This is a genomic window from Arthrobacter sp. 05T420 (assembly GCF_056396305.1).
The window spans coordinates 235,124-260,682 of sequence record NZ_JBFTLG010000001.1 but is presented as its reverse complement, the minus strand read 5'-3'; the positions used below and the strand labels follow the sequence as shown (position 1 = coordinate 260,682).

The following is a 25,559-nucleotide window of genomic DNA, read 5'->3' as shown; positions in this document are numbered from 1 at the left end:
ATGGATGCTTTTGCACTGATTCTTGCCCTGCTCATGCTGCTCACGGGCGCCGTTGCCGGCGCCGCCGTCGTCTATGTTCTGCTCCGCCGGCGCTATCTGGCCGTGGAACAGGACTTTGACGGCGTATCGGCCCGGCTCTCCGACGTCAGCGCCCAGTTCGCCGCCGCCGACGCCGAGAGGCGCCTTCTCGCGGCACAGAACCGGGAACTGGGCGAGTCCCGGAACCAGGACGGCAGTGTGCTCCGGGCGCTGGCGCCCGTGGCGGAGAAGCTCACGGCCGTGCAGCAGCAGGTGTCCCTGCTCGAACGCGACCGGCTGGAGCAGTATGGCCAGCTGGCCCAGCAGCTGCAGGAGGCCCGCCTGTCCGATGAGCAGCTGCTGCGCTCTACGCATGCGCTGGAGTCGGCCCTGCGCTCCAACAGCGCCCGCGGCCAGTGGGGCGAGGTCCAGCTGCGCCGGGTGGTCGAGGCAGCAGGCATGCTCCGGCATGTGGATTTCCATGAACAGGTCCACAGCGGGCAGGCCCACAGCTCCGGGCCGGACGGCAGCCTCCGGCCCGATCTCGTGGTGCAGCTGCCCGGGGACAAGCAGCTCGTTGTCGACGCAAAGGTCCCGCTGGCGGCGTATCTCGCCGCCCAGGACCTCGGAGCCGCCCAGTCGGGCCAGCAGTCCTCGCAGCTGCCCGGCAGCCAGCAGGCGCACCTCGCGGCGCATGCCAAGGCCCTCAAGACCCACGTGGACGCGCTGGGCAGCAAGAAGTACTGGGACATCCCCGGCAACTCTCCGGAGCTGGTGGTGTGTTTCCTGCCGGCGGAGTCCATCCTGGCCGCCGCCCTCTCGGCGGACCCGGCCTTGCTCGACTATGCCCTGTCCAAGAACGTGGTCCTGGCCTCTCCCGGGACGTTGCTGGCGGTGCTGAAGTCGGTGGCGTTCACGTGGCGGCAGGACGTGTTGACGGACAGCGCCCGGGAGCTCTTCGAACTGGCACGGCAGCTCTATGACCGGATGGGCACCCTCGGCGAGAACGTCACCAAGCTGGGGTCATCGCTGAAGACTTCGGTGGAGCGGTACAACTCCATGGTCGGAACCCTTGAGGCCCGGGTCCTGCCCACGGCCAGGAAGCTGAACGCCCTCGAATCCGCCGGTCTGGTCACTCCGCCTGCAGTCGAGGTCACGCCGCGGGCAGTGGCGGCCCCGGAGCTGCAGCCCCGGCACCAGTCCGAAGAGTCCGCGGCTTAGGACTGGTGCCAAGGGTTTTCGGTGCCCGGGACTGGTCAGTACCTGCGACTGATCAGCGCCTAGGACTGTTCGGGGCGGGTGCCGCGGCCGCCGAGGGCGCGGGTGACGTCGCCGGCCTGCTTCAGGGTGGCCCGGAGTTCCTTCGGCAGGGAGAAAAGAAGGTCTTCCTCGGCCGTGACGACTTCCTCGACCGATCCGTAGCCATAGTCGGCCAGGAGCCGGAGCACGTCCTTGACGAGAACTTCCGGGACAGAGGCCCCGGATGTCACGCCCACCGTGGCGACGCCCTCGAACCAGGTCTCGTCGACCTCGTTGGCGAAGTCCACCCGGTAGGAGGCCTTGGCACCGTATTCCAGTGCCACCTCCACGAGGCGGACGGAGTTCGATGAGTTGGCGGAGCCCACCACGATCACGAGTTCCGCCTGGGGCGAGATCTTCTTGATCGCCACCTGGCGGTTGGTGGTGGCGTAGCAGATGTCGTCGCTGGGCGGATCCTGCAGGGTGGGAAACCGTTCCTTGAGCAGGCGCACAGTCTCCATGGTTTCGTCCACGCTGAGGGTGGTCTGCGAGAGCCAGATGACCTTCTCCGGGTCGCGGACCGTGACCTTGTCGACCTCGTGCGGGCCGTTGATGATCTGGATGTGCTCAGGAGCCTCGCCGGCGGTGCCTTCCACTTCCTCATGGCCGTCGTGGCCAATCAGCAGGATGTCGAAGTCATCTTTGGCGAACCGGACGGCTTCGCGGTGCACCTTGGTGACCAGCGGGCACGTCGCGTCAATGGTACGCAGGCCGCGGTCCTCGGCGGACTGGACGACGGCGGGCGAGACACCGTGCGCGGAAAAGATCACGAGGGCCCCTTCCGGGACCTCGTCGGTTTCATCGACGAAGATGGCGCCCTTCTCCTCCAGGGAGCTGACAACATGGACGTTGTGCACGATCTGCTTGCGGACGTAGACCGGCGGGCCGTAGTGCTCCAAGGCTTTTTCCACCGCGATGACCGCACGGTCAACGCCGGCGCAGTAGCCGCGCGGGGCGGCCAGCAGGACCTTTTTGGGACCGGCGACAGGTGCCGCCGCCAGAACATCTTCCGGTGAACGCCGCCGGCGCGGAACGGATGGCATCGGAACGGAAACAGCGGTGGAGGTCATGCCCCCCATGCTACCGGTGTTCACTCTTGCCCCGTTTGCGGCCTCCGGCGACGCGGACAGCCACACCTGCGGCCAGCAGGGCTGCCCCCGCCACTGCAGTAGCGACGATCCACTGGCCAAAACTGGCAGAGCTCGCCACGACAAACTCGTTCTTGAAGAGCTCCGCCACATCGTTGCCGCTCGAGGTCCCGGCGACGGCGGCGCTGGCGACATCGCTGGCCAGCTTCCACGCCCCGGCGAGCACCAGCGCTCCGACGCCCATGCCGACCAGGACGGTCCACCGACGTCGGGCCGCAACGAACGCCAGGACGAAGGCGATGCCGGCGCCGACGGCAACGGCATAACCCATCGGGGCGAAGACGGTGACGCGTTCGATCAGCTGGCGCTGGTTGGACTGCCCGATATGGATCAGCACCTGGGCGGGGGCCTCCATCGGAAGCTTGGTGGCTTCGGTTACCTGCTTGGCCACCAGCCCGACAAGCGGTGCGACATCCAAAGTTAGCGACGACGTGCCGTCAACCTCCGGCGGCAGCGTGCTGGGGTCGGCGAACGTGAGGCGGTGGCTCTTGCGCAGGGTTTCAGCCCAGGCCTCGGAGTAGCCGGGCAGTCCCGTGAGCGACTGTGCCGCTTTGTCCAGGACCGGCCGGGCAAGCTCGGTGAGGGCCTCCGGGATGCCGGCGCTGGAGGCCAAGCCGTCGACGGCTGCCGTGGCCAGCCGCTGCTGGAACGCCGGGTTCTTGCCCAGGGGTGCGGTCAGGGCAACAAAGCCCTCTTCCTGGACAATGTTGCGGTCCGCCCACATGGCTGGAACAGCGACAGCTGCCATCAGTAGCCCGACAAGGACGGCGGCGGCAGAGACAAAAGTGCGCAAGGGGTTCCTAGGAGGTCGATGGCGGTCCCTCCCATCCTAGGGCGGGGCAGGGCGCGGCCATAAAGTCGGGCCCCGGTGGTAGAGCTATGGATAGAGTTGAAAGAGACAACTTCCGGCTGCCGGCCGGCTCACCCGCCGGGGAGCGGGCCGCCGGCAACCCCCTCGGGCAAAGGACACGCACGCAAATGCACAGGGCTTTCCACAAGGCACTCCACAGGGCACCTTCGGCCATGGAGCCCCGGCGTGTCTGAGGACGTGGCCGCGGCCACCACGCTACCGGCCACAGCGGCTGAAACCAGCCCGGACAACCCCTGGCCGCTGCAGTTGCTGTCCCAGAAGCTCAAGATGCACATCGACCGTGCGCCCTCGGCATGGGTTGAGGGGCAGGTGATCGAGCTCAACCGTCGCGGCAGCAACGCCTACCTGACGCTCCGGGACATCGACGCCGAAATCTCGCTGCCGGCGTCGGTCTGGACCACCGTGCTGGACCGCCAGGCCGCTCCGCTGGAACGCGGTTCCCGGGTTGTAGCCCTGATCAAGGCCGAATTTTGGCTCAAGACGGGCCGGCTGAACATGTCCGTGAAGGACATCCGGCCTGTGGGTCTCGGCGACCTCCTCGCCAGGATCGAGCGGCTGCGCCAGGCCCTCGCCGCAGAGGGGCTCTTTGCCGATGCCCGGAAGAAACGGCTCCCCCTGCTCCCGCACCGGATCGGCCTGATCACCGGCCGGGACTCTGACGCCAAGAAGGATGTGCTTCGCAACGCTGCCCTGCGCTGGCCCGCCGTCGAATTCGAGATCCGCGAAGTAGCGGTCCAAGGCAACACCGCCGTAGCCCAGATGATCGCGGCATTGCGGGAGCTCGACGCCCACCCCGTGGTTGACGTCATCGTCATCGCCCGCGGTGGAGGCGCCCTCGAGGACCTGCTGCCGTTCAGCAGCGAGGAGCTCATCCGGGCCGTCGCGGACGCGTCCACCCCCGTGGTGAGCGCGATCGGGCACGAAGCGGACCGGCCCATCCTCGACGACGTCGCAGACCTGAGGGCCTCAACGCCCACCGATGCCGCGAAGAGGATCGTTCCGGATGTCGCAGAAGAGCTCGTCCGGGTCCGGCAGGCACGGGATCAGCTCCGTCGTGGAGTCACCCGGCTCGTTGAACGCGAGGGCGACCGGTTAGCGTCCCTGCGCTCCCGTCCCGTGCTGCTCTCCCCCGATGTCATGATCTCCCAGCGCCACGACGACGTCGAGCGGCTCAAAGTCCGCTCGTTCTCGTCCATCAGCGCCGCCGTCGTGCGGGCAGCGGACCAGCTGGTCCACCTCAAGGCGCAGGTGCGCGCGCTCTCGCCGCAAAAGACGCTGGATCGCGGCTACGCGGTGGTCCAGCTCGCCGGCTCCGGAACGGCCCCCGCGACGCACCGGGACGTGGTGCGGCACCCCTCGCAGGCGCCCGCCGGCACCGACCTTACTGTGCGGGTGGCCGGCGGCCGGTTCACCGCCCAATCCACCGGCGGCGAGGCGCCGGCCGAGGACTGACCCAGCCGACCAAAGCCGGGTAGCGCTTGATCCGGCGTCACTTTCGGGAATCAGCCGCCAACCCGGCAGCACCACTGCACAGCACCACTGAAGAGCACCATCGAACAGACACCGCGGAAGCAGAAACCGCGACAACCAAGGAGCATCCGCATGGCAGAAGAATCCAGCCCGAACGCCGACATCGAGGCCCTCAGCTACGAGGACGCCCGCGAGCAGCTGGTCGCAGTGGTGGGCAAGCTGGAGGCCGGCGGCGCCAGCCTGGAGGAATCGCTCGCGCTGTGGGAACGCGGTGAGGCACTGGCCAAGCGCTGCGAACAGTGGCTCGAAGGCGCCCGCAAGCGGCTCGCCGCTGCCCGGGACCACGCCGCGGATAAGGGCTAGGCGACGAACTCCGCCGCGGCGTGCCGGTTCCCTCCGTATTAGGAGCGCTCGACCAGATTCCGTTCCAGATCGACGTCGAACTCCGGATCCGGCCACTTCAGCTTCAGCCCTTCCAAGGCGTCCAGCATCAGCTGCTGCACCGCGATGCGGGCGTACCACTTCTTGTTGGCCGGCACGACGTACCAAGGCGCGATGTCAGTTGCCGTCTCCTCGAACGCCTTCTCGTACGCATCCATGTAGTCGCTCCAGAAGGCGCGCTCCTTGAGGTCGGTGCTGCTGTACTTCCACACCTTGGTTTCGTCATCCAGCCGGGCGAGCAGCCGGTCCTTCTGCTCGTCCCGGCTGACGTGGAGCATGACCTTGACCACCGTGGTCCCGGCTGCCGCCTGCCTCGCCTCGAATTCGTTGATGGCCTTGTAGCGCCGCTCCAGTTCCTCGGGGCTTGCCCAGCGGTGGACCCGGTGAATAAGGACGTCCTCGTAATGCGAGCGGTCAAAAACGCCCACCATGCCGGCCGCCGGCACTGCCTTCTCGATCCGCCAGAGGAAATCGTAGGATTTCTCCTCCGGGGTCGGCGCCTTGAAGGACTTGAGCTGGACACCCTGCGGGTCCATCTGGCCCATTACATGCTTGACGATCCCGCCCTTGCCTGCAGTATCCATCGCCTGCAGGACGAGCAGGACGCGCTTGGTGCCGCCAAACCGGGATTCGGCGAAAAGCTGCTCCTGCAGGGTGGTCAGCTTGCCATCGAGTTCTGCCAGGAGCGCCTCGCCGTCGGATTTCCCGCCCGGGTAGCCCGGGGTGGAGTCCGGGTCGCAGTCCTTCAGCTTGAATTTTTTTCCGACGAGCAGCGTCTCGGCGGGGTGCCGCTCGAACATCACAGCATCTGTCATGGAAAGCCTCTTTCCAGTTTCGTGCAGCCGCTGCGCGGGCGAGTCCCCGAACTCCGCTGCTGATCGAAGCCTAGTTCCCCTTGTACCGGCTCAGGAAGTCCGCCATGCGGTTGATCGCTTCCTCGAGGTCCTTGACGTTTGGCAGCGTCACCATCCGGAAGTGGTCCGGCCGGACCCAGTTGAACGCCCTGCCGTGGGACAGGAGGATCTTCTGCTCGCGGAGCAGGTCCAGGACGAATTTCTCGTCGTCGCGGATGTGGTAGACCTCGGGGTCCAGCTTCGGGAACAGATACATCGCCCCGCGGGCCTGCTGCGTGCTGACGCCCGGGATGGCGTTGAGCATGTCGTAGGCCTTGTTCCGCTGCTCTAGGAGGCGTCCCCCGGGCAGGATCAGATCGTTGATGCTCTGGTAGCCGCCGAGTGCGGTCTGGATGGCGTGCTGGGCCGGGACGTTGGCGCAGAGGCGCATGTTGGCGAGAAGGTTGATGCCCTCGAGGTAGTCGGCGGCGTCCTTTTTCGGGCCGGAGATGGCCATCCAGCCGGCCCGGAACCCGCAGACCCGGTAGGCCTTGGAGAGACCGCTGAAGGTCAGGCACAGGACGTCGTCGCCGGTGAGCGAGGCGAGGTTTACGTGCACCGCGTCTTCGTAAAGGATCTTCTCGTAGATTTCGTCGGCGAAGAGCACGAGGCCGTGTTTCTCGGCGAGGGCGACGATCTTTTTCAGCGTCGCTTTCGGATACACCGCACCCGTGGGGTTGTTCGGGTTAATGATCACGATGCCCTTGGTGCGAGGGGTGATCTTCGCTTCCAGGTCCTCAAGGTCCGGCTGCCAGCCGGTTTCCTCGTCGCAGAGGTAGTGCACGGGCTTCCCGCCGGCCAGGGCAACCGAGGCAGTCCACAGCGGGTAGTCCGGGGTGGGGATGAGGACCTCGTCGCCGTCGTCGAGCAGGGCCATAAGCGACATCGTGATCAGTTCGCTGACGCCGTTGCCGAGATAGACGTCATCGACGTGGATGTTCTGGATCCCGCGGGTCTGGTAGTACTGCGAGACGGCGGTGCGGGCGGAGAAAATGCCGCGCGAGTCGCTGTAGCCCTGGGCGTGCGGCAGGTGGCGGATCATGTCCACCAGGATCGCGTCCGGCGCTTCAAACCCAAACGGGGCCGGGTTTCCGATGTTCAGTTTGAGGATCCGGTGACCCTCCGCCTCCATCTGCTGGGCGGCCTGAAGAATCGGTCCACGGATGTCGTAAAGGACATTATGAAGCTTGGTGGACTGCTTGAATTCTGCCATCCATCAAATATGCCATATGGAGGATGTACTTCCGCTGAGACATGACTCACACACGGACCCGGCAGTAACAACAACGACGCCGGTGCCCGGACTGCAAGCCGGGGCACCGGCGTCGTTGGCAGGTCAGTCGTGGCCAGCGGCCAGACAGGGGGCGCCGCGGCATGTTGCCACGGCGGTCCCGCAGTGCCGGCTACTGCTTGACGATGCCCTTCTCCTTCAGCCACGCGTCCGCCGCGTCCTTCGGGTTCTGCTTCTGGCTGCCGCTCACGGCACGGTTGAGGTTGATGAGGTCTTCCGTGGTGAGGACCTTGGAGACGGAGTTGAGGGCTTCCTTCGCTTTGTCCGTCATCTTGGCGGTGTTGTACAGCGGCAGTACCTGCTGGGCGATGAAGTTGTTCTTCGGATCCTCCAGCACCACGAGGTCGTTGTCCGGGATGGACGGGGTGGTGGTGTAGATGTCCGCCACCTGGACCTGGTCCGAGAGCAGGGCCTTGAGCGTGACGGCGCCGCCGCCGTCGCTGAACGGTTCAAGCTTCTTCGGGACGCAGTTGTAGTTCTTCTTCAGGCCGGGCAGCCCGTACGCGCGCTCGGCGAAGGTCGCCGGGGCGCCGATCACGAGGTCGCTGCAAACCTTCGCCATGTCTTCGATGGACTTCAGCTGGTGCTTCTCGGCAGTGGCCTTGGTAACCACCATGGCGTCCTTGTCCTCGGCTTTGGAGGCATCCAGCACGGCCAGGCCCTGCGGGAGCTTGGTCGGGAGGGCCTTCGCAATGTCCTCGGCCGAAACCTCGGTGGCGTCCTTGTTTACGTACAGCAGCAGGTTGCCGCTGTAGTCGGGCACAACATCCACCGACCCGTCCTGGACTGCTTTGATGTAGACCTCGCGGGAGCCGATGTTCGGCTTGGTGCTGGCCGTGACACCCGCGGCGTTCAGGGCGCCGGCGTAGACCTCCGCCAGGATCTGGCTCTCCGGGAAATCGGCGGAGCCGATCACCAGGGCGCCGCCTGAACCGGAGGCGCCGCCGCTGGCCGGGGCCGAGCTCAGCGGGTTGGATGAACCTCCGCAGGCGGACAAGGCCATAGCCAGGCCGACGCCGGCGGCCACCGCGCCGAACGCGCGCCTGCCGAGGGCTTGTTGGCGGGATTCCTTCATGACTTACCTCCTTGAAGAACAGTCCCCGCGAGTACGGGGTCTGTGAGATCAACCGCAGCCTGCTGGCTGCGGTTTGGCTGGGTCGAGGCGCCCCGTGACAGGAACAGCCTCTGAATCAGGGCGAGGACAAGATCGACGGCGATGGCGAGGGCGGCGATCAGCAAGGAGCCGCCCAGCATTTGCGGGAAGTCGGAGAGCACGAGCCCGTCGAACAGGTAGCGGCCCAGGCCGCCCAGGTTGATGTAGGCGACCACGGAAACAGTCGCGATCACCTGGAGCACCCCGGTCCGGAAGCCTCCGTACATCACGTGCAGCGCGTTGGGGAATTCCGCCCGGAACAGGACCTGCCATTCGGTCATGCCCATGGCGCGGGCGGCGTCCACTACATTGCGGTCGACACTGGAGATCCCGGCGTAGGTGCCGGCCAGCAGGGGCGGCACGGTCAGGATCACGAGGGCCCAGATTGGCGGCATCAGACCGATGCCGGCGAGCAGGACGAAGAGGGTCAACAAGCCGAGGGTGGGCAGGGCGCGCAGCGCGCCGGCGAGTGCCACGATGGCAACCCGCCCGCGGCCGGTGTGTCCGACGTAGAGGCCTATGGGGACGGCGATGGCGATGGCGATCAGCATCACCAGGCCCGTGTAGAGCAGGTGCTCGGTCAGCCGCGTCGGGATTCCGGCGCTGCCGGACCAGTTCTCCGGATTGGCGAGCCAGGCAAAGGTGTCCGTGACGACATTGCTCATGCGTTTCCCCCTCCGGTCTTGGGGCGTGAAAGCAGCAAGGCCCCATCAACGGCGCCAGCCGTGTCCTCACCGGCGCCTGCATCTGAACCGGCGCCAGCACCCGTCGCCGCAGCGGCCCGGGTCCACGGGGTTAGCAGTCGTTCGAGCAGGACGAGGATGGCGTCCATCAGCAGCGCGAGGATCAGGATGGCGATGATGCCCACCACAACCTCGGTGACGAAATCACGTTGCAGGCCGGAGGTGAAGAGCATTCCGAGGTTGCCGATCCCGAGCAGTGCCGCGACGCTGACCAGCGAGATGTTGCTGACCGAGACCACGCGCAGCCCGGCGAACATGACTGGCAAGGACAGCGGCAGATCGATCTGCATGAAGCGGGCGAAGGGTTTGAAACCCATCGCGACGGCCGCCTGCCGGAGGTCCTCGTCCACCGAGTCGAAGGCATCCAGCGCGGCGCGCACCAGCAGGGCAACGGCGTAAATGGTCAGGGCCACGACCACGTTGACCGGATCTAGGATCCGCGTTCCGAGGATGGTCGGCAGGATGATGAAGAGCGCCAGGGACGGGATCGTGTAGAGCAGCGAGGACCCCGTGAGCACGGTGGACCGGAACCCGCGGTTTTGCCGGGCGAGCTGGGCCAGCGGGATGGCAATGAGGACCCCGAACACCATCGGCAGGATGGCCAGGATGAGGTGCTGGCCGGCGAGGCTAAAGACCTCCGCCCTGTTGGCCAGGAACCACTCCATCAGAGCCCTCCGTGCCGGATGCTGCGGTCTGACTCAATCACAGCGAGCACTTCCGTGGCCACGATAACCCCGGCCACGCGGCCGTCGTCGTCCACGGCGACGCCGAGGCCCGATGGCGAGGACAGCGCCGCGTCCAGGGCCCGGCGGAGCGTGTCCCCCTTGCGGAACAGGGAGCCGCCCGGGACCATCGCCGGACCGGCTGCGGTGGCACTGCCGGGCCCGGCCCAGCCAAGGGGACGGAGCGCGTCGTCAACCACCAACTGCCAGCCGTCGGAGCTGCCCGCCTCCCGGAGCCGTTCGGCCGTGACAGTGCGGACCGGGTGGATGGTGACCCCGTCGGAGGGGCTGAACGCAAGGTGCCGGAACCCGCGGTCGCGGCCCACGAAGGCGGCCACGAATTCGTTTGCCGGGGCCCGCAGGATTTCCTGCGGGGCGGCGTACTGCGCCAGCTTCCCGCCGACGGCGAATACGGCCACTTTGTCGCCCAGGACGGTGGCCTCGTCGATGTCGTGAGTGACAAAGACGATCGTCTTGGCCAGGTCATGCTGGAGGCGGAGCAGCTCCTTCTGCAGTTCATCGCGGACCACCGGGTCCACGGCGCTGAAGGGCTCGTCCATCAGCAGCACCGGAGGATCGGCCGCGAGCGCCCGGGCCACGCCCACGCGCTGCTGCTGGCCGCCGGAGAGCTGCGATGGGTACCGCTTGCCGAGGGAGGATGCCAGCCCGACGACGTCGAGCAGTTCCTGAGCGCGCTTGCGGGCGTCGGCTTTGGACACACCGTTAAGCCGTGGAACGGTGGCGATGTTGTCCAGCACTGAGCGGTGCGGCATCAACCCGGAAGATTGCATGACGTAGCCCATGGACCGGCGCAGCTGGGCGGCCGGCACTGAAGTGACATCAGCCCCGTCGACGGTGATGACGCCGGAGGTGGGTTCCACCATGCGGTTGATCATCCGCAGGGAGGTGGTCTTCCCACAACCGGATGGTCCCACGAACACCGTGATGGCGCCCTTGTCGATCGACATGGTCAGCCCGTCAACGGCGGGCTGGCCACCTTGGTACTGCTTCGTGACGTTCTGGAACTCGATCATGGCTTCGGCCATTTCCGGGCTTACCTAACTGTTGGCGGCAACATCGACAGAGACCAGCCAGCTTCATCAGTTTGCTGGCCATAAAGCAGTTAGCACTTAGAGTAACGAGCACTCATGACATTGTCATGAAAATGCAGTCAGCGGCGCCGCGGCTCCCGTAAGGCTTCGGAAGCACAACGATTTCGGATGGGTGGCGCACCGGAAATGCTTCCGGTGCGCCACAGGGACCGTAGGTGTCACCGCGGGACGTGCCTCAACGGGCCCGCCGCCGGCCGCCCTTAGCCCCACTCTTGCCGCTGCCATGACTGCCTTTGCCTTCGCGGTCGCGCGCATTTTCCTGGCTGTCCCGCTGGGCCGACCGCTGGCTCTTGGCCGCCACCACAATCTTTTGGTGCCATTCGCGCTGGTAGGCCCGCCGCGCGGCCGCGTCGTGGCGGCGGGCCAGGGCGGCGAGTTCGCGCTGCAGCTTCAGGTAGCTGGCCCAGCGGCGTTCGGCCAGGACGCCGTCGGCGAGCGCAGCCTGGATGGCGCAGCCGGGCTCCCGGTCGTGCGCGCAACCCGAGAAGCGGCAGTGCCCGAAAAGCTCTTCGAGGTCGCCGAACATCTCCTCCATTCCGTCCTCGGCGTCGAAGATCCCGAAGCCGCGCACCCCGGGTGTGTCCATCAAGACGGCGCCGCCGGGCAGGGGAACGAGCGCTCGGGACGTGGTGGTGTGCCTGCCCTTACCGTCGCCGGCGCGGACTGCCCCGATCTCTTGGGTCGCTGCCCCGGCGAGGGCATTGATGAGCGTGGACTTGCCGGCGCCCGAGGGCCCCAGCAGCACCAGCGTGCCGCCGGGCGGCAGATGGCCCAGCAGTTCGTCGAGCCCGTCGCCGTTCTCGGCGGAGGTGGTGACGACGTCGACGCCCGCCGATTGGCGTACGACCGCGCCCACGACGTCGTCCGCGAGGTCCGCCTTCGTGATGATCACGAGCGGCGTGGCACCCGAGTCCCAGGCCGCGACCAGCGTCCGTTCGAGCCGGTTGTGCGTGAGCGGACGGTCCACCGGAACGACGATCCCGACAACGTCCATGTTGGCGCCAAGGACCTGCGCCTCGGAGGAGGCTTCGAAGGCACGCTTGCGGCTCAGCTCCGAGTGGCGCGGCACTATGCCCACGATGGCGGGCTCCCCCGCCGCGTTCGAGCCCAGCCAGACCCAGTCCCCGGTGGCGGGAAGCTCCCCGCCGCGCGGATAGGGCAGGTGCGCGGTCCCGTCGCCGTCGGCCACCAGGACGAGGTTGCGGTCCACCCGGATGACGCGGCCGGGGCGGTGGCCGCCCGGCACGGGATGGGCCGCGAACCGCTCCGCGACGCCGGCCGTGTAACCGTAGTGGACTGGCCCCTCGGGGCCGCCGTCATTTGCGGGCAGGACTGAATTGGGCCCGGCTGAATCGGGCCCGGCTGAATCGGAGAGGGATGAATCAGATGAATCGGTGAAGAGGGCGCGGCGGGCGCCCGGCGATGCAGCAGGTGTAGTCAACGAAAACCCTTTGATGGGGCCCCGTGATGCGGCGCAGTTGCGCGGTGGCGTCAAGAGACGCCGAGTGCGTGGAGACTAGCGCTGGATGGCTAGGCTGCGCCGTGGGACGGGGCAGGAGTAATGACATGGCTTGTATCGGTGCGCTGCGCGCTCAGAAATATCGCATTCATTGCTTCCACCTCCCCGTCGTTGGCCGGTTTGCTGCGGCCGGCCCTGTCTGATCCCGCCTGATCCCGCCCACGGACTGCACCTACGTTTATTGGGTTGCTGCGTTTCTGTCCGGCGGTTTCTACAGAATAGCCATGGGGCCTGCGCCTGGCTAGCGATTTAACCGGAAAGTTTTCCGTTCAGCGGCCTCTCGCGGTACAGGCGCAGACCGGCATCCACCAGCGAGACCCGGTTCAGCTCGGCCACGGCATCCAGCGGAATCCAGGCCGCGTGGGTGGTGCTCCCGTTCACCTCGTGGCGCAGCTCCCCGCCCGTTATCCTCGCCTCGTAGACCAGCCGGAGCGACTGGAAGTCCCGCTCGCCGCCGTCGAGCCGGACTTCGGATGGCCAGTGCCCGACGTCGATCCCCAGCATGGCCCCGACCTCGGCGTCGTAGCCCGTTTCCTCGTGGATCTCGCGGCGGCAGCCGTCCACCGGGTGCTCGGCCAGGTCAAGGCCGCCGCCTGGCAGCGTCCAGCCCTCGCGGCCGTCCTGCTTCCAGTACGCCAGGAGGATCTCGGCGTCACGGATGATGACGGCGTAAGCGGCAGGCCGGGTGTCGAATTGCATGCTCATCCCTCCAGCGTAGTAGCCGGTGGATTGCCTCCGGCTATTCCTGTTCCGCCACTAACTGGAGCACCCCGAAGACGGGCTCCTGCTCCAGGACCCGGACATCGGTGATCCCCGCGGCGGCGAGTGCCGCGCGGAAGGACTCCTGCAGCCGCGGCACGTTCATGCCGAGCCCGCCGCCCAGAATGACGGGACCTTCGAGGCCCAGCTGCCGGACGGTCTGCGCTGCCAGGTCGGCGAGGTCGCTCCCGGCTTGGTCCATGAGGGCCTGGCTCGTCGCGTGACCGGCGTCCGCAGCTTCCACCACGAGCCGGGCCTGCTGGGCCCAGAAGCGGCGTCCGGTCGCGGGCGAGTGGAACAGTGCGATCAGCATGTTCGGGTGGTCCACGCCGCAGGATGCCAGCAGGGCGCTGGTGAGTTCGTCCGGCTCCAGCCCCTGGTTCATCCGCCGCAGGCTGTGGCGGACGGCCTCCCGGCCCAGCCAGTAGCCGCTGCCCTCGTCGCCGAGCAGGTAGCCCCAGCCCCCGGCCCGGGCTTCCTCGCCGCTCCCGTTCCTGCCCCACGCGGCCGAGCCAGTGCCGGCGATCACTGCGACGCCGGTGCTGGCGCCGCCTGCAGCGAGCAGCAGCCGGGTGTCATGGACCACCGTGATCCGCGCGCCGGGCACGTGGGGGGCAATCAGTGCCGCGAGCGCCGCGGCGTCGTCGTCGGTGTCGATGCCGCCGGCTCCGACGTAAACCTGGCCGACTGCTCCCCCGCCGATCATGCCGAAGAGTTCCGCCAAGTTGCGGGCCGCTTCCTCAAGGCTGACGTTCTGGACATTGGAGCTGCCCACGGATTCGTCGGCCACCGGCATGCCGTCCTCGAACCGGACGCCCCTGGTCTTGGTGCCCCCGATGTCCAGGCCGATCACGGCGCCCGTCATCGCCGCGGCGGATGACGTGGTGGAAGATGGAACGGAGTCCGCCGCCGGCGGGAAGTCAGTGTTAGTCACTGGAACAGGTTACTGAATCGCTGCAAGGAGCCCGCAATGCCCCACGACCTTTTCGGCACCCCCGTGATCGCTGCGCCCATGGCCGGGGGAACGTCAACGCCGGCCTTTGTCGAGGCCGTGCACCGCGCCGGCGGCCTTGGCTTCCTGGCGGCCGGCTACAAGAGCGTGGCGGCCATGCAGGCGGAAATCCGTTCCGTCCGGGAGTCCGGCGCCCGCTTCGGCATGAATGTGTTCGTCCCGGATCCGGCCCAGTTGCGGCCGTCCGCGGCACTGTTGGCGGAGCTTGAGGACTACCGGCTGCAGCTGCAGGCCGATGCCCGGCGATACGGTGTGGAGCTCCCGCAGTTGCGCGTCGATGACGACGACGAGTGGCAGGGAAAGATCGATGCCCTGCTGGCGGAGCCCGTGGAGCTGGTCAGTTTCGCCTTCGGGCTGCCCGGCGTCGACGTTGCCCGTGCTCTGCAGCGGGCGGGATCGGTGGTGCTTGCCACTGTGACCTGCGCGGCCGAGGCCGTGCAGGCGGCAGAGCAGGGCGTGGACGCCCTGGTGGTGCAGCACACGAGCGCCGGAGCACACAGTGCGGCGTTCCTACCGGGGTCGGTGGCACAGCTAGAAGGAACACAGCTTGGCGGGACACCGCTTGGCAGGACGGCGGCGGGCACGACGGCGGAGCTGCTCGCGGAGGTGCGGTCCGCCGTCGACCTGCCGCTGGTGGCCGCGGGCGGCATCATGGACGCGGCAGGGCTCGACGCGGTGCTGCGCGCCGGAGCGGCAGCAGGCCAGATCGGCACCGCCTTCCTCCGCACGGACGAAAGCGGCGCCAGGCAGCTGCACAAGGATGCACTGGCGGACCCGCATTTCACCCGCACCCGGCTGACACGCGCCTTCACCGGCCGGCAGGCCCGGGCCCTGGAGAACGAATTCGTCCGCGACCACCCCGAGGCACCGGTTGCCTACCCTGCGATCCACCACCTGACGGCTCCCCTCCGGGCCGCCGCCGCCGCAGCCGGCGACCCGGAGCGCCTGAACCTGTGGGCGGGCTCGGGCTGGCGGCAGGCGCAGGCTGGACCCGTCGCCGCCGTCGTGCACGGGCTGCTCGCCGGCCGCTGACCGCCGCTGCCAACCGCAGCCCAGCCCGCCACAGGATCCCGAATTCGCCGGAAACGTGCGAAACCGCCGCTTCCTTCCGGCGTCCTCGGCCCCTTCCGGCGACTTCGACAACCATGGTGCACGCTTCCGGCGACTTCGGCGCATGGCGCGGGCCCGGCTCCATCGCCCCGGCTCAGCCGTCCGAGCGTTCGCGCACGAAGCCTGCCAGGAGTGCCGGCCCGTCGCGCAGCACGAGTTCGCGGAACAAGCGCACGGGATCGGACTCGGCATCGGCTCCGCCGCGGCGCTCCCGCCACGCGAGGCCGATCTCGCGGAACGCCAGGGCCGAATCCAGGGGAATTTCCACCCACCCGGGCCCGCCGTCGTCGGCTCCCGCGCCAGCCGGCTGGTGGGGGCTGTCTGGTGCGGCTCTGCCGGGTGCGGAGCCGCCGGGCGGCAGGATGCTGACGCCGAGGCCGGCCGAGACGAGCCCGCGGACAGTGTGCGAGTCCTGGCTCTCGAAGGCAATGCGAGGGCGGAACCCCGCCTCCCGGAACAACGCATCGGTCAGCGAGCGCATGCCGTAACCGGACCCCATCGCCACGAACGGCTCCTGCCGGATTTCGGCGACGCGGGCCCGACGGCGGCCGGCCAGGGGGTGCCGGTGGTGCACCACCAGACGCAGCGGTTCCCGGTACAGCGCGGCCGACCCGATTCTCTTGCCTGGCGTGGCTACGGGGGCCGTGAGCGCCAGGTCCGCGGAGCCGGCGGCCAGTTCCGCGAGGCAGCCGTCCCGTGCGCCCTGGCTGAGGTCAAAAGCAGTCTGCGGGTGCCGGCTCCGGAACGCACTGATGAGCAGCGGCAGCATCGCCTCGCCAAAGGTGTGCTGGAACGAAACCGCGATCCGGCCGCGGACCACTTCCGATTCGTGCCGGACAAGATCCAGCCCCGTCTGGAATTCGTCCAGGGCGGCCTCGATGTGGGGCAGGAGTGCCTTCGCCGCGGGCGTGAGCCGCACACCGCGGCCGTCCCGGATCAAGAGCTCCGTCCCCACGATGGCGCTGGCCCGCGCAATTGCACGGCTCACCGTCGACTGCGGCAGGCCCAGGAGCTCGGCCGTCTCGGTAATGTGCTCGGTCCGCCCCAGTTCTGCCAGCAGCGGCAGGAGGGGCAGCAGCTGAACCAGCTGCTTGTGTTCGACGTCCATGTTCCACTCCCCGTGCACTGTTGCATTTTTGCTATCTATCCTATGGAAATCATGCATTGGAAGCATTCCTCGATCAGGTTTAGCCTGAGGGCATGCCACGCTTTTCCGCGCCCTCCGGCGCAGGGCCCCGTCCCGGCCCCGATCCTGCAGCTGATCCTGCGGCTAACGCTGCTGCGTGGGCGGGCCATCCGAAGGGCTCGGCGGCCTACCGGCGGATCCTCGCCGGGCTTGCCTTTGCCGGCGTCGCGACCTTCGCCCAGCTCTACTCCACCCAGGCGGTGCTTCCCCTCCTGGCGGCGGATCTCCGCATCTCGGCCGCCGAGGCCGCGCTGACCATCTCCCTGGCGACGGTGGGGCTGGCCCTGACGGTGCTTCCATGGTCCTTCCTGGCCGACCGGATCGGCCGGGTCCGGGCAATGATGTGGGGCATCTCAGCTGCCACCGTCCTGGGCCTGCTGGTCCCCCTGGCCCCCAGCTTCCCCGTGCTGCTGGGTCTGCGAATGCTGGAGGGAATGGCCCTCGGCGGCATTCCTGCCATCGCGATCGCGTACCTCAACGAGGAGGTCAACAAGGCCCACGCCGCCCTCGCCGCCGGGAGCTACGTTGCCGGGACAACCCTGGGCGGCCTTGCCGGTCGGCTGGTGGCCGGACCCGCCGGCGAACTGTGGGGATGGCGGGCCGCGGCCCTGGCCGTCTCCGTTTTGGCCACCGGGGCAGCCGTCCTGTTCCTCGTTCTGGTGCCGCGGGCCCAGGGGTTCACCGTTGCGGCCGCGGGCGGCTTCCGGGGCGCCATGGGCACGCTGGCCCGCCATGCCCGCAATCCCCGGCTGCTCGCCCTGTACGTCCAGGCGTTCCTGCTCATGGGCGGATTCGTGGCCGTCTACAACTACCTCGGATTCCGTCTGTCCGGGGAACCGTTCAACCTGCCGGCCACCGCGATCAGCCTGATCTTCCTGGCCTATCTCTCCGGAACCGTCTCGGCGCGCTGGGCAGCGGGGCTGACGTCCCGGTTCGGCCGGCGCACCGTCCTGATCGCCGGCACCGCGCTGATGGCGGGCGGCCTGGCCCTGACGCTCACGGAACTGCTGGTCCCGATCCTGGTGGGACTGCTGCTGTTCACGGGCGGCTTCTTCGCGGCACACAGCATCGGTTCCGGCTGGACCGGACTGATCGCCACGACAGGCAGGGCGCAAGCCGCCTCGCTGTACAACCTCGCCTACTACCTCGGCTCCAGCGTGCTTGGCTGGGCCGGCGGCCTGATCTTCCAGCGGCTTGGCTGGACGGCCCTTGCCCTGACGGTCATCGGACTGGCCGGCGCGACGGCGGCAATCACCGCCGTCGCGCATCCCGCGTCGGTTCCCGCAGCCGCCGGCCGGGCTGCCCGCAACGGGAGCAAGGCCGCCGGCGGGGCCACGGTGTCCGGGTAGACGTCGGGTCCGGCCAGGTGCCGGGTCCGGCCAGGCCGTCGTCTCCGCGGGCTACCGCGTGGCCTCGATCGCCTGAACGAGGTCGGCGACGATGTCGGCCGGGTCCTCCAGGCCCACCGAGATCCGCAGCAGGTTCGCGTGCGGCTTGGCCGCTGTCTCGACCGGCCGGTGGGTCAGGCCGGCGGGGTGCTGGATGAGCGTGTCGATCCCACCGAGGGAGACGGCGTGCGTGATCATGCCGACGGCGGCCGGGATCCGTTCGGCGTGCTCGGCGCTGGCGAGCTCGAAGGCCATGAGCGATCCAGGGCCGGACATCTGGGTGCCGACGAGGCCCTGCGGGTCACATTCAGAAAGTCCCGGGTAGTAGACCCGCTTCACGAGCCCGTGGCCGGCCAGGGCAACCGCGACCTTTTCGGCGCTGGCCTGCTGGGCGCGGACCCGCACGGGGAGAGTCGCCAGCCCGCGGTGCAGCAGGTAGGCCGGCCACGGGGTCAGGATTCCGCCCGTCACAGCCCGGATCTGGCGCAGGCGAACGGCCCATTCAGAGCCTGCGGCCACCACACCGCCCATGGCGTCACCGTGGCCGCCCAGGAACTTCGTGGCGCTGTGCAGCACCATCGCGGCACCGTGCTTGTAGGGCTGCTGCAGCACCGGGCTGGCGAAGGTGTTGTCCACCAGGAGCGGCACACCGTCGGCAGCGGCAGCCACCCGGGCGATGTCCACCAGCTCAAGGGTCGGGTTGGCCGGCGTCTCCAGGATCACCAGGCCGGTGTCCGGCCGCAGGGCGCCGCGGACGCCCTCCGGAGTCGTGAAGGTGACCTCGTTGCCGAGGACGCCGGAGGCGAGCAGGTAGTCGCTGCCGCCGTAAAGGGGCCGCACGGCGACCACATGCTTCTTGCCCGCCGCCACAACCGCGAGGAGCACCGCGCTCAGCGCCGCCATGCCGGTGGCAAAGGCGACAGACTCGGGCGTGCCCTCCAGGACGGCGACGCCCTCTTCGAACCGCGCCACCGTGGGGTTCCACAACCGCTGGTACACAGTGCTTTGCCCCTCCACGTGTGCCCCGCCCGTGGCCATGTGCTCGTACGCCAGGCCGCCGTCGTGCACGGACGGCAGCGGTGCCGTCGTGGACAGATCGATGGGCACCGCGTGCACACCCAGTTCCGTGAGCCCGTTCCGGCCCGCATGGACCGCCAATGAATCTTGAGAGAGCACCCTAACTCCTTACGAATATTCGCCATTGAATTCCGCAAGTATCTGGTAATAATTCGAGTATCTGTAGGGGTTATGAATGGAACTGTCGGATAGTGCCGTTTATGATGAATAGACAACACTACGAGGAGGATCCGTGAGCAGCAGTGCGAAGAATGTTCGGCCGGGGGCCGGCGAACCGCTGGACGCGATCGACGAGCGCCTGCTCGCTGCCCTCGTCGCGGATGCCCGCATCTCGAACAAGCAGCTGGCAGAACTCGTGGGGATCGCGCCGTCGACCGCGCTGATGCGCACCCGCGCCCTGTCCGAGCGCGGCATCATCGAGGGCTTCGAGGCCAACCTGAGCCTGTCCGCGATCGGACGCTCGGTCCAGGCCCTCATTGCGGTCCGGCTCCGGGCCCACGACCGCGAGCAGATCGACCGTTTCACGGCCCGGGTGCCCAAGCTCCCGGCGGTGCTCTCAACCTTTCACACGTCCGGTTCGGTGGACTATCTGCTGCACATCGCCGTGGCCACCACCGAGGACCTCCGGGACTGGGTACTGGACAACCTGGCCACCGACCCCGTGGTGGGCCACACCGAAACCACGCTGGTCTTCGCCCACATCCAGGGCAACCACGGCCCGCTGCCGTAACAGCGGCCGCCGGAAGGCCAGACCCGCGAGCATTATTATTGCCGCGGGCGCTCTTACTGCCGTGGGCGCTCTTATTGCCCACGGCGCACTGGCGGCGCCGGCAGGCTAGACCCGCTGGCGCAGTGCCGTTCGCAGCGTCACGGCCGCCAGCGTCAGCGCGGCCGCGGCACACACCGTGACGAACCCGGCGACGGCGGCCTGCAGCCCGACCATCCCGGCCGCGAGCCCCAGCCCGATCACCGGGATGGCGCTGCCCAGGTACGTGATGACATAGACCGTGCTGATGATCTGGGCGTGCCGGGCGGGCTCCACCTTGCCGGCGACGTCGTTGAAGACGGTCCGGAAGGCCACACCTTGCCCCACGCCTGCAGTGATGCTGGCCAAGATCAGCAGCCACGGGCTGCTCCAGGCGGCGGCCGCGGCGATGAGCAACACGGAAACGCCGAGGACTGCCAATCCGGCGGACACGGCAAACCGGCCCCGGATGGCCAGCAGTTGGCTCAGGGCCGAGGAGCCCAGCGTCAGCCCGGCCAGCAGGCCGATCAACGGCCGCGAATCGGCGTGGACAATCTGGGCGAAATAGCCGGGCGCGAGCGAGAGGCAGAAGCCAAAGACCGTGAAGCTCAGGAAGCCCACGGAGGAGGCCAGCCAGAAGGCGCCGCGCGCGTCACTCGAAACCGACGGCCGCCGCGGCGCCAGGACACGCAGCGGCTGGGGACCGGCATGCAGGCTGATGGCGGGCCGCGCCTTGAGCAGGTAGAGGGGCACCAGCACGGCAGCGAGGACGAAGGAGTGCAGGTAGTAAGGCGTCGACGTCGAGCCCGGCAACAGTGACAGCATTCCGCCGATGGCAGGGCCGGCGGCGACGCCACCGGCCGAGGCCAGGAGCGTGAACCGGGAGGCCCACTCCGGCCGGCTGGGCAGGAGTTCGCGCAGGGCGGCTGAGCTGGCGCCGGTGGCGAGGGCTACGGCGATGCCCTGCAGCGCGCGCCCGGCGCAGAGCGCCGCGAGGCTGTCCGCAGTGGCGAAGACCAAGCCTCCGGCCAGGCCCACCAGGACCGCGAGAACGAGGGCGGCGCGGCGTCCGATGTGGTCGGACCAGTGACCGGCCAGGACCAGGGTGGCCACGAGCGCCAGGACGTAAGCCGAGAACGCCACCGTAACGTCGAGCGCCGTAATCCCCAGTTTTGCCTGCAGCATCGGGTACAGCGGCGTCGCCAGGTTCGCGCCGACGAGCAGCGTAAAGATCACGACGCCTGCCATTACGAGCCGTGCGGTGGTGGAAGCGTCCCAGCCCCAGCGGTCAGCTGTGGCCGGGCGCATGCGGAGTTCGCTGAAGACAGTCATGGCTGTGCCCTTGCAAAATGCAGGGCCGGGCTTTCCCTGTTGTGGGGGAAGCGCCCGGCCCGGTCGAAAGATTGGTCCCTAAAGAATGCAATACCAATGATCTTCATGGCTAAATTCTGTGCCAAAATTGAGCAAAACAGTCATTCTCGGACTGTTGAAGTGAACCGGAGTGATGATTTGAACAGTCTGGACCCTACGGACCTCAAGATCCTGCTGGAATTGATCCGGGATCCCCGGATCCAGATCGGCGACCTCAGTGATTCCCTGGGCATCGCCCGGAACACCGCCCAGTCGCGCGTGCGGCGCATGCTGCGCTCGGGCGTACTGCACGCCGGCGGCCGCGAAATCGATCTGGAGGCGGTGGGCTACGACGTCGTCGCCTTCGTGACGATTGAGGTCAACCACCGGGAGCTCGACGGCGTCGTCGGGGCCCTGCGGCTGATCGCCCAAGTCCTGGAAGTCCATGAGATCTCCGGGCGCGGCGACGTCTGGTGCCGGGTGGTGGCGACGGACACGCACAACCTCCAGGCGGCCCTCCGGTCCATCCTTCGGATCAAGGGAGTCATCCGCACCGAGACCGTACTGGCGCTGCACACCCATATCCCCTACCGAACCGAACCTCTGATCAGCCGGCTCGTCCAAGGCAACGAGCTGGCTCCCGGCCGGTCCGCGTCGCGGCGGGCCGGTTCCGCCGAACTCCAGGTGAACAAAGGATAATGTCCCGGTGACTATCATCGACAACGCCGTCTACGTTGACGGCATCCGCAGCGCCGAGCCGACGAACCTCGAGCAGACTTTCGAGACCCTGACCGAGCGCGGCGGCATGGCCTGGATCGGTCTCTACCGGCCCACGCCGGACGAAATGGCGGCCGTGGCCGCGGAATTCGACCTGCACGGGCTGGCGGTGGAGGACGCCATCTCCGCCCATCAGCGCCCCAAGCTGGAACGCTACGACGACAACCTGTTCACTGTGCTCCGGCCTGCCCGGTACTTGGACGAGACCGAGACCGTGGAGTTCGGCGAACTGCACATCTTCACGGGCCGGAACTTCGTGGTCACCGTCCGGCACGCCGAGACGAAAGTCGTGGGCCAGGTCCGGCACCGGATGGAGAGCCGGCCCGACCTGCTGCGCCACGGCCCCGAGGCCGTCCTGTATGCACTCATGGACCAGGTGGTGGACGACTACGGTCCTGTGGTGGCCGGGCTGGAAAACGACATCGACGAGATCGAGGACCAGCTCTTCAGCGGCGATCCCCTGGTGTCCCGGCGGATCTACGAACTCGCCAGGGAAGTCATCCATTTCCAGCGCGCCATCCACCCGCTCCCGGCAATGATGCACCAGCTCCGGCGGGGCTTTGAGAAGTACCGGGTGGACACGGAACTGCAGCACAGCCTGCGCGACGTCGAGGACCACGTGGAGCGGCTGATTTCCCGCGCCGACTCGTTCCGTGACCTGCTGCAGAACGCGCTCACCCTGGACGGAACCCTGACAGCCAACCGCCAGAACGAGGCCAGCGCGGAACAAAACGAGCAGGTCAAGAAGATCTCCTCGTGGGCCGCGATCTTCTTCGCGCCGACATTTGTGGCCGGACTCTACGGCATGAACTTCGACAACATGCCGGAGTTGCACTGGACGCTGGGCTACCCGATGGCAATCGTGCTCATGGCCGGCACTGCGGCGCTGATGTACGCCATCTTCAAGAAAAAGGGCTGGCTTTAGCCGGAAGCGCGGCGCTCCCGGACCTGGGCCAGGAGCCGCCGGAACGCCAGGATAAAGACGACCTCGACCAGCACCATGAGCCCGAATAGCAGCCACTTCCCGCTACCAATGAAAACGACGGCCCCAATAAGGACCAGAATGCTTCCAAGCGCCAGGGAGTAGACGGCAAATCCGAGGGCAACCCGGGCGCTGCGGACGCCCGTGCGGAAACCGAAGCCTTGCGGTTCCCCTCCGGGGTAGCCGGCGACCCGGTCCGGGCCGGCAGGCTTGAGCTGGTCGAACTCCTCCCACGGGTCGCGGTCGTGCTCCTGGTTGGTCATGTTTCCATTATCTCGCTGCCCGGATCGCCGCGCCCGGGTCTATCGTCCCGCCCGGTCCTCCCGACGTTCCGTCAGGCCGCCAGTACGTCGACCTCGCCGGGTTCCGCGCCGTCGCTGCCGAAGACCAGCTTGCGGGTGGCGATTTTCTCGGTGAAGAAGCGATCGTGGCTGACCACGACTACCGCCCCGGGGAAGTGGAGCAGCGCCCGCTCCATCACCTGGGTGCTGGACATGTCCAGGTGGTTGGTGGGCTCGTCCAGGAGCAGCACCGAAGCGCCGGACAGCAGGCACTGGGCCATGGCGACGCGGGCTTTCTGGCCGCCGGAGAGGTTTCCGATCTTCTGTTTGAGGTCGGCCTCGGAGAACTGGAACATCGCGAGGAACCTGTTGACGGACTTCTTCGTGGCGCTGAAGGCGAGGCTGTCCGGCAGTGCGTTGACGGCGTGCGAAACGGTGTCGGCGTCGTCGAGTTCTTCCAGCATTTTGTTGTACGAAACGAAACCGGGCCCCTTGGCCCAGACCACCTCACCGGAATCGGTCGGTTCCTCCCCGGTCAGCACTTTCAGCAGCGTGGACTTGCCACTGCCGTTGGAGCCCAGGACCACAATCCTGTTGCCACGGCGGATCTCAAAGCTGAGGTCCTCGAACAACACTTTCTCGCCATAGGACTTGCCCAGTCCTTCGACCCGGCAGAGGACATCCTTCACGTGCAGCCCGCCGTAGATCTCCGTGACGATCTGGTCCACGGGCCGGGGCGTGCGCGCTTTCTTGATCTTGGCCAGCTGGTTCCCCAACCCGCGGCTGGCGGCCTTGGCGGCCTCGCGGCGGTCGGCGATGCCCTCCGCTTCAAAGGCGAGGAGCTCGGACTCATGGACGAACTGCGCCTCGAGCGTTTTGAGCCGGAACTGCTTCTGCACAACGTACTCGGCGAAGTTTCCCGGGTATTCGTGCAGATGGAAGTTCTCCACCTCGATAATCCGGGTAACCACCGCATCGAGGAACTTCCGGTCGTGCGAGACGATGATCGCCGCGCCGCGGTAGTCGCGGAACCAGTTTTCGAGCCATTCGACGCCGGCTACGTCGAGGTAGTTGGTGGGCTCGTCCAGGAGCAGTACGTCCGGACCCTCCAGCAGGATCTTGGCCAGGGCAGCGCGGTTGCGCCACCCGCCGGAGAGTTCGTCAATCGCGCACGTGCGGTGAGCCTCGCTGAACCCCAGCGTGGTCAGGACGGTGGCGATGCGCCGCGTGTAGTCCCATCCGTCGAGACGGTCCATGTCCTCGAACAGCTCGGCCTGGCGCCCGATCAGCCGGTCCAGCTCTGCTTCTGCGGGGTCTGCCGCGATGGCGGCGTCGATGGCTGCCAGCTCGGCCTCGGCGGCCTTGATCTGGACGAACAGTCCGTCAAGGACCTCAAGGATGGTCGCCTCGCCGTCCAGCTCGGAAAACTGGGAGAAGTACCCCACCCTGGTTCCCTGCTCCACGGTGACTGTTCCGGTGTCCGGGGAGACCTGGTCCAGGATGAGCTTGAGGATGGAGGTCTTCCCCGAGCCGTTCTTGCCGATCAGGCCCACCCGGTCCCCGGGCTCGAGGCGGAAGAACGCCTCACGAAGGATCTGTGTGTTGTCGAAGCGGACGCCGACGTCGTGCAGCCGGATCAGACTCATTGCTGCGCGAGACGGTTGCGGACGATTTCGCTGACGGCCTTGCCGTCAAAGCGTCCGGCCACCGTAGCGGTGACGGGCTTCATCACTGCACCCATTTGGCGCATGGACAACTCGACGCCGTCGGCCTTGAGCGCCGCAATGGCCTCGTCCACGATCGTCTCGACTTCGGCCGCGGTGAGTGGCTTGGGCAGGTAGGCCTCGATCACCTCGGCTTCGGCGATTTCGGCGGCGGCACGCTCTGCTTCGCCGGCTTCGGTGTAGATGCGGGCAGTGTCGCGGCGCTTGGCGGCTTCCTTCTGCAGGAGGGCAGTCACCTGTGCGTCATCCAGCACGATTGGCGTCTTGCCCGATTTTTCCCGGGTTTCGATCTCGCCGAGGACGTTGCGCACGGTGGTGAGGGCAACCTTGTTGCGGTCCTTCATGTGGCTCACGACGTCGGCGTGCAGGCGTTCTTTCAGGGTGGTCATAATTCTCCTCGTGTTACTGACAAGGCTAGCGGCAGAACCCGTTAGCCCCGATCGCCGAGATTATCCACTGCGCGTCCTCGTCCGGGACGGCCGGGCCCA

Annotated in this window: 25 protein-coding genes; 8 read left to right on the top strand and 17 right to left on the bottom strand. The window is 67.5% G+C overall.

From position 1 onward, the window contains the following. Entirely contained in the window at positions 1–1,239 is a 1,239-nt protein-coding gene (locus AC1DEM_RS01270; protein ID WP_476882735.1) for a DNA recombination protein RmuC, read from the top strand. A 59-nt stretch (positions 1,240–1,298) separates the two neighbouring features. On the opposite strand, the gene AC1DEM_RS01265 is transcribed toward AC1DEM_RS01270, so the two are convergent. Next, a complete protein-coding gene (locus AC1DEM_RS01265; protein ID WP_277522563.1) occupies positions 1,299–2,387 on the bottom strand; it encodes a 4-hydroxy-3-methylbut-2-enyl diphosphate reductase in 1,089 nt (362 codons plus the stop codon). A gap of 10 nt (positions 2,388–2,397) precedes the next feature. Then, positions 2,398–3,258: a hypothetical protein gene (locus tag AC1DEM_RS01260; protein WP_476882734.1), complete on the bottom strand. Its 861-nt coding sequence runs from the start codon at positions 3,256–3,258 to the stop codon at positions 2,398–2,400. A gap of 243 nt (positions 3,259–3,501) precedes the next feature. Between AC1DEM_RS01260 and xseA the strand changes: the two genes are divergently transcribed. Both xseA and AC1DEM_RS01250 read left to right on the top strand, forming a co-directional pair. Beyond that, positions 3,502–4,788 carry an exodeoxyribonuclease VII large subunit gene (xseA, locus tag AC1DEM_RS01255; RefSeq protein WP_476882733.1) on the top strand — a complete coding sequence of 429 codons (1,287 nt, stop codon included), beginning with the start codon at positions 3,502–3,504 and terminating at the stop codon, positions 4,786–4,788. Positions 4,789–4,938: 150 nt separating this feature from the next. Then, positions 4,939–5,169, top strand: coding sequence for an exodeoxyribonuclease VII small subunit (locus AC1DEM_RS01250; RefSeq protein ID WP_476882732.1), 231 nt, complete (start codon positions 4,939–4,941; stop codon positions 5,167–5,169). A 38-nt stretch (positions 5,170–5,207) separates the two neighbouring features. Here the strand turns inward: AC1DEM_RS01250 and AC1DEM_RS01245 are convergent, their stop codons facing one another. From AC1DEM_RS01245 to AC1DEM_RS01205, 9 genes are all read right to left on the bottom strand, one after another. Beyond that, a complete protein-coding gene (locus AC1DEM_RS01245; protein ID WP_476882731.1) occupies positions 5,208–6,062 on the bottom strand; it encodes a polyphosphate kinase 2 family protein in 855 nt (284 codons plus the stop codon). Positions 6,063–6,132: 70 nt separating this feature from the next. Then, complete coding sequence (locus tag AC1DEM_RS01240) at positions 6,133–7,353, bottom strand: pyridoxal phosphate-dependent aminotransferase (protein ID WP_476882730.1); 1,221 nt, start codon at positions 7,351–7,353, stop codon at positions 6,133–6,135. A 190-nt stretch (positions 7,354–7,543) separates the two neighbouring features. Beyond that, a complete protein-coding gene (locus tag AC1DEM_RS01235) occupies positions 7,544–8,506 on the bottom strand; it encodes an ABC transporter substrate-binding protein (RefSeq protein WP_476882729.1) in 963 nt (320 codons plus the stop codon). Next, a complete protein-coding gene (locus AC1DEM_RS01230) occupies positions 8,503–9,249 on the bottom strand; it encodes an ABC transporter permease (RefSeq protein ID WP_476882728.1) in 747 nt (248 codons plus the stop codon). The genes AC1DEM_RS01235 and AC1DEM_RS01230 overlap by 4 nt, the downstream gene beginning before the upstream one ends. Further along, positions 9,246–9,992: an ABC transporter permease gene (locus AC1DEM_RS01225; protein ID WP_476882727.1), complete on the bottom strand. Its 747-nt coding sequence runs from the start codon at positions 9,990–9,992 to the stop codon at positions 9,246–9,248. Before AC1DEM_RS01225 ends, AC1DEM_RS01230 begins: the two co-directional genes overlap by 4 nt. Further along, on the bottom strand, positions 9,992–11,095 hold the full coding sequence (locus AC1DEM_RS01220; protein ID WP_476882726.1) for an ABC transporter ATP-binding protein: 1,104 nt from the start codon (positions 11,093–11,095) through the stop codon (positions 9,992–9,994). The genes AC1DEM_RS01225 and AC1DEM_RS01220 overlap by 1 nt, the downstream gene beginning before the upstream one ends. Before the next feature lie 241 nt (positions 11,096–11,336). Further along, on the bottom strand, positions 11,337–12,491 hold the full coding sequence (gene rsgA, locus AC1DEM_RS01215) for a ribosome small subunit-dependent GTPase A (protein WP_476882908.1): 1,155 nt from the start codon (positions 12,489–12,491) through the stop codon (positions 11,337–11,339). A 438-nt stretch (positions 12,492–12,929) separates the two neighbouring features. After that, positions 12,930–13,385 (bottom strand): NUDIX hydrolase, encoded by a 456-nt coding sequence (locus AC1DEM_RS01210; RefSeq protein ID WP_476882725.1) that lies wholly within the window; start codon positions 13,383–13,385, stop codon positions 12,930–12,932. A 34-nt stretch (positions 13,386–13,419) separates the two neighbouring features. Then, positions 13,420–14,304 carry an N-acetylglucosamine kinase gene (locus AC1DEM_RS01205; protein WP_476882907.1) on the bottom strand — a complete coding sequence of 295 codons (885 nt, stop codon included), beginning with the start codon at positions 14,302–14,304 and terminating at the stop codon, positions 13,420–13,422. Positions 14,305–14,409: 105 nt separating this feature from the next. Between AC1DEM_RS01205 and AC1DEM_RS01200 the strand changes: the two genes are divergently transcribed. Next, entirely contained in the window at positions 14,410–15,483 is a 1,074-nt protein-coding gene (locus tag AC1DEM_RS01200) for a nitronate monooxygenase (protein ID WP_476882724.1), read from the top strand. A gap of 172 nt (positions 15,484–15,655) precedes the next feature. On the opposite strand, the gene AC1DEM_RS01195 is transcribed toward AC1DEM_RS01200, so the two are convergent. Next, the gene (locus AC1DEM_RS01195) at positions 15,656–16,669 is read right to left on the bottom strand and encodes a LysR family transcriptional regulator (protein ID WP_476882723.1); all 1,014 of its coding nucleotides are present in this window, start codon (positions 16,667–16,669) and stop codon (positions 15,656–15,658) included. Positions 16,670–16,761: 92 nt separating this feature from the next. On the opposite strand from AC1DEM_RS01195, the gene AC1DEM_RS01190 reads away from it, so the two are divergent. Next, the gene (locus tag AC1DEM_RS01190; RefSeq protein ID WP_476882722.1) at positions 16,762–18,096 is read left to right on the top strand and encodes an MFS transporter; all 1,335 of its coding nucleotides are present in this window, start codon (positions 16,762–16,764) and stop codon (positions 18,094–18,096) included. 51 nt (positions 18,097–18,147) lie between these two features. On the opposite strand, the gene AC1DEM_RS01185 is transcribed toward AC1DEM_RS01190, so the two are convergent. Continuing rightward, positions 18,148–19,311 carry a trans-sulfuration enzyme family protein gene (locus AC1DEM_RS01185; protein WP_476882721.1) on the bottom strand — a complete coding sequence of 388 codons (1,164 nt, stop codon included), beginning with the start codon at positions 19,309–19,311 and terminating at the stop codon, positions 18,148–18,150. A 133-nt stretch (positions 19,312–19,444) separates the two neighbouring features. Between AC1DEM_RS01185 and AC1DEM_RS01180 the strand changes: the two genes are divergently transcribed. Then, positions 19,445–19,942, top strand: coding sequence for an Lrp/AsnC family transcriptional regulator (locus AC1DEM_RS01180; RefSeq protein ID WP_476882720.1), 498 nt, complete (start codon positions 19,445–19,447; stop codon positions 19,940–19,942). Positions 19,943–20,047: 105 nt separating this feature from the next. Here the strand turns inward: AC1DEM_RS01180 and AC1DEM_RS01175 are convergent, their stop codons facing one another. Then, complete coding sequence (locus tag AC1DEM_RS01175; RefSeq protein ID WP_476882719.1) at positions 20,048–21,289, bottom strand: MFS transporter; 1,242 nt, start codon at positions 21,287–21,289, stop codon at positions 20,048–20,050. Between the two features lie 177 nt (positions 21,290–21,466). Between AC1DEM_RS01175 and AC1DEM_RS01170 the strand changes: the two genes are divergently transcribed. Next, entirely contained in the window at positions 21,467–22,006 is a 540-nt protein-coding gene (locus tag AC1DEM_RS01170) for an Lrp/AsnC family transcriptional regulator (protein ID WP_476882718.1), read from the top strand. 7 nt (positions 22,007–22,013) lie between these two features. Further along, positions 22,014–23,009, top strand: coding sequence for a magnesium/cobalt transporter CorA (corA, locus tag AC1DEM_RS01165; protein ID WP_476882717.1), 996 nt, complete (start codon positions 22,014–22,016; stop codon positions 23,007–23,009). Here the strand turns inward: corA and AC1DEM_RS01160 are convergent. From AC1DEM_RS01160 to AC1DEM_RS01150, 3 genes are all read right to left on the bottom strand, one after another. Further along, complete coding sequence (locus AC1DEM_RS01160; protein WP_476882716.1) at positions 23,006–23,329, bottom strand: hypothetical protein; 324 nt, start codon at positions 23,327–23,329, stop codon at positions 23,006–23,008. The two genes, corA and AC1DEM_RS01160, sit on opposite strands and share 4 nt — an antisense overlap. 71 nt (positions 23,330–23,400) lie before the next feature. Beyond that, positions 23,401–24,993 carry an ABC-F family ATP-binding cassette domain-containing protein gene (locus AC1DEM_RS01155; protein ID WP_476882715.1) on the bottom strand — a complete coding sequence of 531 codons (1,593 nt, stop codon included), beginning with the start codon at positions 24,991–24,993 and terminating at the stop codon, positions 23,401–23,403. Further along, positions 24,990–25,460 (bottom strand): GatB/YqeY domain-containing protein, encoded by a 471-nt coding sequence (locus tag AC1DEM_RS01150; protein WP_476882714.1) that lies wholly within the window; start codon positions 25,458–25,460, stop codon positions 24,990–24,992. Before AC1DEM_RS01150 ends, AC1DEM_RS01155 begins: the two co-directional genes overlap by 4 nt. Positions 25,461–25,559: the final 99 nt, after the last annotated feature.